The 10585-nt window shown below is 66.9% G+C and carries 12 protein-coding genes; 7 read left to right on the plus strand and 5 right to left on the minus strand.

The annotated features are described in order from the left end of the window. Positions 1 to 156 precede the first annotated feature (156 nt). Positions 157 to 1041, minus strand: a complete 885-nt coding sequence (locus GKO32_RS33930) for a LysR family transcriptional regulator (protein WP_154761010.1) — start codon at positions 1039 to 1041, stop codon at positions 157 to 159. Between the two features lie 81 nt (positions 1042 to 1122). Here GKO32_RS33930 and GKO32_RS33935 point away from each other — a divergent pair, with 81 nt between their 5' ends. Next, complete coding sequence (locus tag GKO32_RS33935) at positions 1123 to 2535, plus strand: NAD-dependent succinate-semialdehyde dehydrogenase (RefSeq protein WP_246245149.1); 1413 nt, start codon at positions 1123 to 1125, stop codon at positions 2533 to 2535. A gap of 65 nt (positions 2536 to 2600) precedes the next feature. Here the strand turns inward: GKO32_RS33935 and GKO32_RS33940 are convergent, their stop codons facing one another. Beyond that, entirely contained in the window at positions 2601 to 3998 is a 1398-nt protein-coding gene (locus tag GKO32_RS33940) for an MFS transporter (RefSeq protein WP_154761011.1), read from the minus strand. A 171-nt stretch (positions 3999 to 4169) separates the two neighbouring features. On the opposite strand from GKO32_RS33940, the gene GKO32_RS33945 reads away from it, so the two are divergent. The 3 genes from GKO32_RS33945 to GKO32_RS33955 are packed head-to-tail and all read left to right on the plus strand — an operon-like array spanning position 4170 to position 6038. Then, positions 4170 to 5039, plus strand: coding sequence for an enoyl-CoA hydratase-related protein (locus GKO32_RS33945; protein ID WP_154761012.1), 870 nt, complete (start codon positions 4170 to 4172; stop codon positions 5037 to 5039). Position 5040: 1 nt separating this feature from the next. Next, the gene (locus GKO32_RS33950; protein WP_154761013.1) at positions 5041 to 5589 is read left to right on the plus strand and encodes a carboxymuconolactone decarboxylase family protein; all 549 of its coding nucleotides are present in this window, start codon (positions 5041 to 5043) and stop codon (positions 5587 to 5589) included. A 26-nt stretch (positions 5590 to 5615) separates the two neighbouring features. Further along, a complete protein-coding gene (locus GKO32_RS33955) occupies positions 5616 to 6038 on the plus strand; it encodes a hypothetical protein (RefSeq protein ID WP_154761014.1) in 423 nt (140 codons plus the stop codon). A 3-nt stretch (positions 6039 to 6041) separates the two neighbouring features. Here GKO32_RS33955 and GKO32_RS33960 read toward each other — a convergent pair whose 3' ends face one another. Genes GKO32_RS33960 through GKO32_RS33970 form a run of 3 tightly spaced genes read right to left on the minus strand, consistent with a single transcriptional unit; the run spans position 6042 to position 9334 of the window. After that, a complete protein-coding gene (locus GKO32_RS33960; protein WP_166459814.1) occupies positions 6042 to 6995 on the minus strand; it encodes an alpha/beta hydrolase in 954 nt (317 codons plus the stop codon). A gap of 28 nt (positions 6996 to 7023) precedes the next feature. Continuing rightward, entirely contained in the window at positions 7024 to 8517 is a 1494-nt protein-coding gene (locus GKO32_RS33965; protein ID WP_154761016.1) for an AMP-binding protein, read from the minus strand. Then, complete coding sequence (locus GKO32_RS33970) at positions 8495 to 9334, minus strand: SDR family NAD(P)-dependent oxidoreductase (protein WP_312869025.1); 840 nt, start codon at positions 9332 to 9334, stop codon at positions 8495 to 8497. Before GKO32_RS33970 ends, GKO32_RS33965 begins: the two co-directional genes overlap by 23 nt. A 185-nt stretch (positions 9335 to 9519) precedes the next feature. Between GKO32_RS33970 and GKO32_RS33975 the strand changes: the two genes are divergently transcribed. The 3 genes from GKO32_RS33975 to GKO32_RS33985 all read left to right on the plus strand — a co-directional run. Continuing rightward, on the plus strand, positions 9520 to 9987 hold the full coding sequence (locus GKO32_RS33975; protein ID WP_154761017.1) for an FAS1-like dehydratase domain-containing protein: 468 nt from the start codon (positions 9520 to 9522) through the stop codon (positions 9985 to 9987). Continuing rightward, entirely contained in the window at positions 9987 to 10391 is a 405-nt protein-coding gene (locus GKO32_RS33980) for a MaoC/PaaZ C-terminal domain-containing protein (protein ID WP_154761018.1), read from the plus strand. The genes GKO32_RS33975 and GKO32_RS33980 overlap by 1 nt, the downstream gene beginning before the upstream one ends. A 37-nt stretch (positions 10392 to 10428) precedes the next feature. After that, positions 10429 to 10585, plus strand: a 157-nt coding sequence (locus GKO32_RS33985) for an SDR family NAD(P)-dependent oxidoreductase (protein ID WP_154761019.1), incomplete at its 3' end; no start/stop codon positions are given.

A 10585-nucleotide genomic window follows, 5' to 3' on the forward strand; every position in this document is an offset into this window, starting at 1 on the left:
CCAGTCGGCAGGCCGAATAGCGAGTCGTCGGTGAGGACCGCGACGCTCCTGCCCGCGGCGGACAGGGCCTGAGCGACCTGGACGTTGCCGCAACGGTCCGTACCGCAATCCGCATGGTCACTTCGGAACAGCAGACCTGACTCGCCGAGGTCAGCCTCATCCCTCCGGGACCACCTCGGTTCCGTATCGTTCCGCAGCGAAGGTGCGTAACCGTTGGGACAGCTCGGAAAGTGACCTCGCCGCGTGGTGCGATCGGGCCCACGCCGCGAAAAGGGAGATCCGCAGCGGTCCCGCCGGCCCCTCGATCCGCAGCCCGTGCAGGCCGAATCGCGAGTCGTCGGTGAGGACCGCGACGCCCCTGCCCGCGGCGGACAGGGCCTGGGCGACCTGGGCGTTGCCGCATTCGACCAGGTCCGGCGCGGCCAGGCCGGCGGTGGTCAGCGCTTCCTGCAGGATCTGCCGCGCCCGGAACGACGGGTCGAGCACGACGAGCGGTTCACGCACCAGCTCGGCCAGCCGCACGCTTTCCCTTTCCCGCCAAGGATGTTCCGCCGGCACGTAGGCCCACACCGGCAGCACGGCCAGCGCGAGCGACGCCCACGACGGAGCCGGCGGGCGGGTCACCACCGCGAGATCCGCGCCCTGCGGCAGCACCTCGGCACCACTGGACTGAACCACTGTCGGGAGCGGATCGGCCGGGCCGAACGTCGCCAGGAACGGGGCGATCAGGTCGGTCAGGGTCGTGGCCGGGGCGGCGATGACGATCCGGACCAGCCGGCCGGCCGCGAACGCCTCCGCGGCCGACAACGCGTCGTCGGCCCGCCGCAGGACATCGCGCGCGACCGGCAGGAACTGGGCGCCCGCCGCGGTCAGCTCCAGCCGGTTGCCCCGCCGGACGAACAAATCGAGCCGCAGCTCGCGCTCCAGGTTCCGCAGCGCTCGGGAGAGCGCGGGTTGCGTCATATGTACGACCCTCGCGGCAGCACTGACCGAGCCGTGCTCGGCGATGGCGACGAAATACCGCAGGGTCCGCAGCTCCATCCAGTAAGTATGCCTGACAGGCATGGTGAGCCAAGAAAGTAGGCCATGGACGGCATGGATGACCGCTCCCATGATGGGGACATGACCACCACGCAGGCAACGCCCCCTCATGTCACGAGCGAGTTTTCCGTCGTAGATCCGTCGACCGGCGAGACGATCGCGACCGTGCCCGACGGTGGTCCGGCCGAGGCGACCGCGGCCGTCGACTCCGCATCGACGGCCGCACGCGCGTGGGCACGCACGCCCGCGCGCACCCGTTCCGAACTGTTGCACCGCGCGTTCGAGCTGATGCTGCGTGACCGGGAGGAACTGGCCGCGCTCATCACGAAAGAGAACGGCAAGTCCCCCGCCGATGCCCGCGCCGAAGTCACCTACGCCGCGGAGTTTTTCCGTTGGTACGGCGAGGAAGCCGTGCGCACGGACGGCGCGTACGGCCCCTCCCCCGCGGGTGGCGCCCGCACGGTGGTGACGCGCCGCCCGGTCGGCATCGCCGCACTGGTGACCCCGTGGAACTTCCCGGCCGCGATGCCGACCCGCAAGATCGGCCCGGCGCTCGCGGCGGGGTGCACGGTCGTGCTCAAGCCCGCCGCCGAGACCCCGCTGACCGCACTGGCGATCGCACGCCTGCTCACCGAGGCCGGGGTGCCGGATGGCGTGGTCAACCTGGTGACCACCACCGACGCGAGTGCGGTGGTCACGACGTGGCTCGAGGACCCCCGGGTGCGCAAGATCTCGTTCACCGGATCCACCGGGGTGGGGCAGATTCTCTTACGCCAGGCGGCGGACCGGGTGGTGAACGCGTCGATGGAACTGGGCGGCAACGCGCCGTTCGTCGTCACGGCGGACGCCGATCTCGACGCCGCCGTCGACGGCGCGATGATCGCGAAGTTCCGGGGCGGCGGGCAGGTGTGCACGGCCGCGAACCGGTTCTATGTGCACGCCACGATCGCCGAGGATTTCCTTGCCAGGCTCGGAAAACGGGTCGAGGCGCTGCGGGTCGGGGCGTCGGGCGAGATCGGTCCGTTGATCAGCGCGAAGGCCGTATCGGGGGTGACGAAACTGGTCGAGTCGGCGCTGGCGGCGGGGGCACGTGTAGTGGCCCGCGCCGAGATTCCCAGCGATGGCAAGGGATATTTCTTCGCACCGGTCGTGCTGGCCGATGTGCCTGCGGACGCCGATATCGTCCGTGAGGAGATCTTCGGCCCGGTCGCCCCCGTGCTCACCTGGCGGGACGAGGACGAGCTGCTGGAGCTGGTCAACGCCTCGGAAATGGGCCTGGCCGCCTACGTCTACGCCGGGAACCTCCAGGACGCGCTCCGGCTCGGTGAAGCGATCGACGCCGGGATGGTCGGGATCAACCGTGGTCTGCTCTCGGACCCGTCCGCACCGTTCGGCGGGCTCAAACAAAGCGGCCTCGGCCGTGAGGGCGCCCGGGAAGGATTGCACGAGTTCACCGAGATCCAGTACCTCAGTGTCGACTGGCCGACCGCATAGTGTCCACATGGGACGCCCGTTCCCGGTCCGTTGATGCGGACGGGGAACGGGCGCCGGGCACCTACTCAGGGAGCCACCGTCGACGGGTCACGCTCGACCTCGCCGGCCGCGCGTCCCAGGTAGAACGAAGATCCGTCGTACGCCTTGGAATTCGGGCCCAGGTCCACACGGGACCGATCGCGCAGCAACAGCGTGCAGCAAAGGCTCACCGCGACGATGCCGACGACGTACCAGCCGACCGAGTACACCGACCCGGTGCTGTCGTAGAGAGCAGTGGCGATCAACGGAGCGAAAGCGCCGCCCAGAATCGAACCGAGCGCGTAGGCGACCGCGATTCCGGAGTAGCGGATCCCCGCCGGGAACAGCTCGACCATATAGGCGGCGAGTGGTCCCGAGGTGATCATCAGTGCGCCCATGTACAAGGTCATCGCCACGAAGAGGAGTGCGGCATTTCCGCTCTTCATCGCCAGCAGCAGCGGGAAGGTCATCACGATCGTGGTGATCCAGCCGATCACGAAGGTGGTGCGGCGGCCGATCCGGTCCGACAGCAGCGCCGCGAAGTGCAGCGCGACCAGCCACAGGAGCCCGGAGAGGGTGACCATCAGCAGCACGGTCGTCTTGGAAAGGTGGCCGGGGTGCGCAGGTGAGGTCATATAGCTCTGCAGGAAGCCACCTGTCACGACGTACGTCCCGGCGCTGTTGGCGCAGTAGGCGAGCGCGGCCACGAGCACGAGGAGGGGACGGGTGCGGAACAGCTCACCGAGGGGCGCCTTGCGCACCTGACCACCACGGGTCATCTCGACGAAGGTCGGGGACTCCTCGACACGACGGCGGATGAAGTAGCCGACGAAGACCAGCACGGCGCTGGACAGGAACGGGACCCGCCATCCCCAGCTCAGGAACGCCGCGTCGTTCGGCGTGACGGCCGTCATCAGCGCGAAGTACCCGGTGGCGAGGAGCAGACCGACCGGGGCGCCCTGCTGCGGTGCGGATCCGAACCGTCCCCGCCGGTTCGCCGGTGCCGATTCGACGGCCATCAGCGCGGCGCCGCCCCATTCACCACCGGCGGACAGGCCCTGTGCGATACGCAGCACCAGGAGCAGGATCGGGGCGGCGACACCGATGGTGTCCGGGGTCGGCAGCGCGCCGATGAGTGCGGTCGCACCACCCATCAGGAACAGGGTGATCACCAGCATCCGGCGCCGGCCCACCTTGTCCCCGAAATGACCGGCGATCAAGGCGCCCACCGGACGGAACAGGAAGCTGATCCCCACTGTCGCGAGCGACACCAGCAACCCCGCCTGCGCACCCAGCGACTTGAAGAACACCGGACCGAAGACAAGTGCGGACGCCTGGGCGTAAATGAAGAAGTCATACCATTCGATCGTCGTTCCGACGCCCGTCGCGAGCACGACACGGCGCTTCTGCCGCCGATCGGCAGTCACGGTCTCGGTTCTGTCCATTAAGGAACTCCTTCGGTCCTCAGCGATTCGCCTTGAAGTGTTATGCCTGCGTCGCGGACCTGGCAAATGCCAATTGCGGCATGGCTGCGATAAGCAGCCGGTATTGGTCGCTGCCGTGCAGGTCAGGCTAGGGTCGTGGCAACCAATGAGGGTGAGGGCGGATTCCCAGACATGACCGAATTTCAAGACACCTACGGCCCGCGTGAGTTCCTGGAACTCGATCGTCCTCGCGACGCGATCCTGCGGGTGACGCTCAACCGTCCGGAAAAGCGCAATGCCATGAGCAGCGAGCTGCGGCGGGAATTGTTCGACGTTCTCGAGCAGGCGGATGCCGACAGCGATATTCGCGTGATCATTCTGCGCGGCGCGGGAAAGTGCTTTTCGTCCGGATATGACCTGACCCAGGGCGCGGCGGGGGACGGCAGCGACCGGCCACGGCCCTACTACACCGCGCCAGGGATCGGTTACTGGGCGCGCCATGTCGTGGAGGGCTGCTTCCGGTTGTGGGATCTCGCGACACCACTGATCGCGCAGGTGGACGGCTATTGCCTGGCCGGTGGTACCGAACTCGCCGCGTCGTGCGACCTCGTCTACGTCGCCGACGATGCCGAAATCGGCTACCCGCCGGTGCGGCTGATGAGCCCACCGGACAACCAGATTTTCCCGTGGCTGATGGGAATGCGGCAGGCGATGGAGATGATGCTGACCGGGGACCCGATCTCCGGCAGGCAAGCCGCCGAGCTGGGATTCGCGAACCGTTCGTTCCCGATCGGGGAGCTGGAGGGGGCTGTCCTCGACATGGCCGAACGGGTGGCAAAAGTGCCGGCGCCGCTGCAGCAGATGAACAAGCGCGCGCTGCACCGCCAGATGGAGGCGATGGGGATACGCAACGGTCTCCGGGCCGGCACCGAGGTGCAGGCGCAGGCGTGGTTCACGCCCGAGGTCATCGCTTATGTCGCGCAGCTGCGCACGAGTATCACCAGCGCGCTTGATCAACGCGATGGGCAGTTCGGCGACTATCGCACGACGGGCCGGGCTTGAGATGAGCGCCGAGATCAGGTCCGATAGCCGGCTGCCGCTGGTCGATATCGAGACGATGGAAGGAGCCGCCGGTGCTGCCTTGCGCGCCTCCCCCAGGCGCCTGAACATCATCGCGATGATGGCCCATGCCAAAACCTGCGTGCTTCCGCAGTTGGCTGTCGGGCGGGCCGTCATGACCGAACAGTCGCTGCCGCCGTTGCCGCGGGAGCTGCTGATCCTGCTCGCCGCGCGGCTGGACGGTGGCCGGTATGTGTGGTCGCAGCATCGCACGATCGCCGAACGACTGGGCGCCACTTCCGCGATGGTGGACGCGATCGATGCGCTGGACCTCGCCTCGACGGCGTTCGGCGAAACCGACCAGGCCCTGCTGTCCTTCGGCACCCAGGTGATCCGCGGTGGCGACGTCGAGGATGCGGTATTCGAGCGCGTCTCTCGCCATTTCACCGCGCAGGAAATCGTCGAGGCGATCATCGCGATCGGCTACTACATGACGATGAACCGGCTCACGCTGGTGACCCGGACACCGCTCGAAATCCCGACCACGACCTGACAGCCCCTGATCGAGGAGGAGCCGGAATGGCGACCGCAAGTGAGAACTACCAGTTGCTGGTTGACTACTACGAAGCGCACGGCGACGGTGGTCCCGAAAGCGTCGAACGGATGGCGAGCTTCTACACCAAGGACAAGCCGGCCTATATCGCCGGCAATTCGTCGCTTTCCGGAAACATCAAGAACACCGAGGAAGCGGTGGAGTACCTGCTTCGCCTCCAGGAACTGAACGGCGGAAAGGTCGAGCTCGTCGGAAAGCCGACCATTCTGCTGGCCGGTGACACGGTCGTCGCGGTCGTGATCAATCAGCGGCACACCCAGGTCGGCAAGCCCGAGCTGATCGTGCCGCGGCTGTGCGTCTACGAAATCACCGACGGCAAGCTCAGCCGTGCGTTCATGTGGCAGCTCGAGTCGAAGATCTTCGATGAGTACTATCCCCGCTCGGAGTGAGCGTCAGCTCGCGAGATGGCGGCGGATGAAGGCGATGGCCTTGTCGTGCGCGTCGGCGGCGGCGCGGCAGGGCATCGCGACGAAGTTGTGCGGGGCGCCGGGATAGACGTGCAGCTCGCTGGGATTTCCCGCCGCCAGCCAGCGCATGTGCATGAAGAGGGAATCCTCGAGCAGCGCATCCTCGGTGCCCACGACGAACACCGCGGGGCACAGCTTCGACAGGTCGGCATACAGCGGCGAGATTTCCGGTGACCGCCGATCACGGTCAGAGCCGATGAACGCATCGACGAAACCACGCAGGTCCGCCGTGCGCGGCGTGCTGCGCTCCGCACCGAACTGCCGGGCACCCGGCGTCAGCGCCAGATCGAAGAACCCGAAGATGAGATGCGCGCAGACGAAGCGGGTGCCGGCCAGGTCGCGCAGCTGCACAAGCGTCAGCGCGGCCAGATGTGCACCGGCGGAATCGCCACCGATGACGAGCCGACCGGTACCCCACAGGCGCGGCGCATTCTCGGCCAGCCAGCTCGCCGCCGCCACGCAATCCTCGAGTGCGGCGGGATAAGGGTGTTCGGGTGCAAGGCGGTAGTCGACACTCACGCAGGCCAGGTCCGCGTCGTCGGCCAGCGCTTCGAGCTTGTGGTCCTGCAGATCGGCGCCGCCCATGTACCAGCCACCGCCGTGAATGTGCAGATAAACGCCTTGGGGCGCCGCCGATGCGATCACGCGCAGGAGGATTTCCCCGGCGGGGCCCGGAATGCGGATGGTTTCCGCCCGCGGTGACCGGATGATGGGCGGAAAGCCGCCGGTACCGGCTTTTTTGGCCGCACGGATGGGTTTGGCGTGCTCGGCCGTCCACGCGGGGAAGTCCCGGATCCGCGCCTTGGCCGCGGCGGCGACCGCCCGGGTGTCCTCGGGGATATCGCTCCCGTCGAACAGCGTGGAATCGAGTGTGGCCACGATCTCTCCCTCGGATATCGGCACGGAATCAGGCATCGGCCGGCGTGACGTCCGCGTTGGTGCGCAAGGCGATCCGCTCCGCCCGCAGGCGACTGCGCCGCACCTTTCCGGCTTCGTCACGCAGCGGCTGCTCGGTGAATTCGTAGCCCGCCGGCAGCTTGTATCTCGCCAGCTTCGTCGCCAGGAACGCGCTCAGTGTCTCCGCCGTCACCGGTTTTTCGTTGTTCCGCGAGCGTTGGACGATGGCGTGGACGATCGAACCCAGGTCCCGGTCGGGCAGTCCGATCACCACCGCGACGTCGACGCCAGGATGCTCGGACAAGGCATTTTCGATTTCGGCCGGGTAGATGTTCATGCCGCCGCGGATGATCAGGTCGTCACGGCGGTCGGCGATGTAGAGAAAACCGTCTTCGTCCAGCCACCCGAAATCACCGATCGATTCGTAGCCGTCGCGGGACCGCCGCGGTTCGGCGCCGAGATAGCGGTAGGTCGAGCCGGCGCCGGTCACGGGCAGCAGCTGAATTTCGCCGACCTCGTTGCACCCGAGTTCCTGACCGTCCTCGCCCACGATGCGGATATGGCAGTTGATCGGACGCCCGACCGAGCCTCGATGGGTCAGCCAGTCGGTGCCGCTGATGACGGTGTTGCCCTGGCGCTCGGTCCCGCCGTAGATCTCCCACACCTTTTCCGGGCCGAGCCAGCCGATCCAGGCTTCCTTCAGCCACGCGGGCATCGGCGCCGCCGTGTGCCAGACCGCTTCGAGCGAGGACACGTCGTACCGCGAACGCACCTCTTCGGGCAGGCTCCAAATGCGGTTCATCATCGTCGGCACCAGGTTGGCCCAGGCGACGCGATAGTGCTCGATCAGGCGCAACGCCTCTTCGGCATCGAAGCGGGGCATGCTGACGACGCTGTTCCCGCGATGAAGCGCGCCGGAGATGAACCTGAACGGCGCGTTGTGATAGAGCGGACCGGCGTTGAGCACCGTGCCGCCCTGCGGCAGGTTGAGCAGCGGCTCGTCCGGGTCGACGGCGCCCGGACCGAGGTCGATGATCACCTTCGGCCGGCCCGACGAGCCGCCGGACGTGATGGCCTTCCAATGCTTTCCGATGACCGAGGGCAGTACGTCGTCAGTCCCTTCGCGCAGGCCGTATTCCGCGGGCAGCGCGCCGGCCGCCTGCTGGATCGCCGGATCGGAGGCGAAGATCGCGCTCGGCCCGGCGACGTCCAGGATTGCGCTGAGCTCGGCCGCCGGTAGCCGTGGCGATATCACGCACGGGGTGGCACCGAGCTTCCACAGCGCGAAGGCCAGCTCGAACACGGCGTTCTCGTTCGGCAGCACCAGTGCGACGAGGTCGTTTTTCCTGACGCCAAGCCGTTTCAGGGCTACTGCCCGGCGATTGGCTCGTACGGCCATCTCGCCCCAGGACAGGCTCTCGTCCGGATGAACCACGCACAACCGGCCGGCGCCGAAGCGATCGGCATACCAGGCCGGAATATCACCCATCGGAATTGCGGGCATGCGTAACTCCTTGAACGGTTTTTCCGGTGTTGCGGCGGGAGGTGGCTTGTTCGAGATGTGCGCCGGCGTCGATGATGAGCGTCTCGCCGGTGATGCTGGCGGCGCCGGCAGAACACAGGAATGTGATGCCGGCGGCGATGTCGTCCGACGTGGTGACGCGCTGCAGTGGCAGGTCGTCGGTGACCTGCCGCACGGTGGTGGTGTAGTCCTCGGGTGTGAGGCGGTCCTGGTACCAGCGGGTGCCCACGAAACCGGGGCAGACCACGTTGACCCGGATCTCGGGCCCCAAGGCACGTGCCAGGGTTCTGGTCAGGTTGACCAGGGCCGCTTTCGATGCCCCATAAGCGGCGCTGGAGCCGCCCCCGAACAGGCCCGCGATCGAGGCCACGTTCACCACCGCCCCGCCACCAGCGGCCCGCATATCCGGCGCCACCGCGCGGATCATCTGGTACGCGCCGATCACGTTGGTGCGATAGATATCCGCGAAATCCTCGCCCGATAAACCATCCAACTGGGCGTGGGGCACGAACTTCGTCGCGGCCGCATTATTGACCAGCACGCCCACCCCGGCGCCGAGCTCCCGTGCGGCCTCGGCGGCCAAACGCCGGCAATCCTTGTCATCGCCCACATCCGCCGCGATCGCCACCGCCGAAACACCCCGTGCCCGGCACTCCCGGGCAGTGTCCTCCGCCTCGTCACGACTCACCCGGTAATTCACCACCACGTCCAGCCCGGCCGCCGCCAGACTCAACGACGTGGCACGGCCGATACCCGTCCCACCACCCGTCACCACCGCAACCCGGCCACCCACGAACACCCTCCCTGCCGAAAACGCATGACCTCAGGAATGACCCGACCCTAACCGCCCGCACCCGGCGGCGGCCAATACCCGCTGTTTATCGCAGCCATGCCGGAATCGGCATTTGCCTGGTCCCAGGATTCATGCTTCACTTTTCATCCGGCGAAACAATGTGCGATTGATGACCAAGGATTCACAGCGGAATGGGCATTTTCAAGCGCGAGACGCGAGGTTTGTCGGCCGCGCCGGTGACCGTGCAGCTCGAACGCGGCCGGATCGTGTCTTTCGCCAGGCTGCTGGGCGAGACAGACCCCATCTTCATCGATGTCGCGGCTGCGCGCGCGAAGGGGTATCCCGATGTCGCCGCGCCGCCGTCCTTTCCCGCGGTGATCGAGCTGCTGGCGAACGAGGAGCGGCGGAGGCTTGGCGTGCCCAACCTGACGAATACGATCGGCTGCGACTTCCGCTATTTACTGCACGGCGAGCAGCATTACGCCTATGAGGGCCTGATGTACGCCGGTGACGAGGTTTCGGTCAGCACCGAGGTGCTGGATTTCTACGACAAACGCGGCGGGCTGCTGGAATTCGCCGTTCTGGGATCGACCATCAGCCAGGCCGACCGAGGCGTCATCGTCCGTGCCAGGCGCACGCTTCTGCATCGGCTCGGATGATGACGCAGATCGAGACCGGCACCATGCTGCCCGAAATCAGTTTCGGCCCGATTTCGCGCGCCATGCTGGCCCTTTATGCCGGCGTATCCGGAGATCATGATCCGGTACATATCGACACGGATTTCGCCAAGGCGGCGGGGCTGCCCGACGTTTTCGCGCACGGCATGCTGTCGTTCGGGGTGTTGTCACGGGTGGTCACCCAGTGGTGCGGGGCGGAACGGCTGCGTGCTTTCGGGGCGCGTTTCGTCTCGATCACACACGTCCATGACGTGCTCACCTGCCGTGGACGGGTGACCGAGTGCGTGGACGAGGATGGCGAGCGGCGGGCCCGGATCGAGGTCGTCGTGACGGCGCAGGACGGCCGGCAGACGCTCGTCGGCGAGGCGACCGTTGCGCTTGGCTGAAGCCACCTGACATTCTCCACTGGGACAAGGAGTTCGCATGCCGGAATTCGCCGGGAAAGCAGCGCTGGTGACGGGTGCCGGAAGCGGCATCGGACGGGCGATCAGTCTCGCACTGGCCGCCAGGGGCGCCTTCGTATGGGCCACCGATTTCGACGAAGCAAGCGCCAACGGCACCGCTGAGCTGATCGAACAGA

The sequence above is a fragment of the Amycolatopsis pithecellobii genome, assembly GCF_009707865.1.
Taxonomy (GTDB): Bacteria; Actinomycetota; Actinomycetes; order Mycobacteriales; family Pseudonocardiaceae; genus Amycolatopsis_E; species Amycolatopsis_E pithecellobii.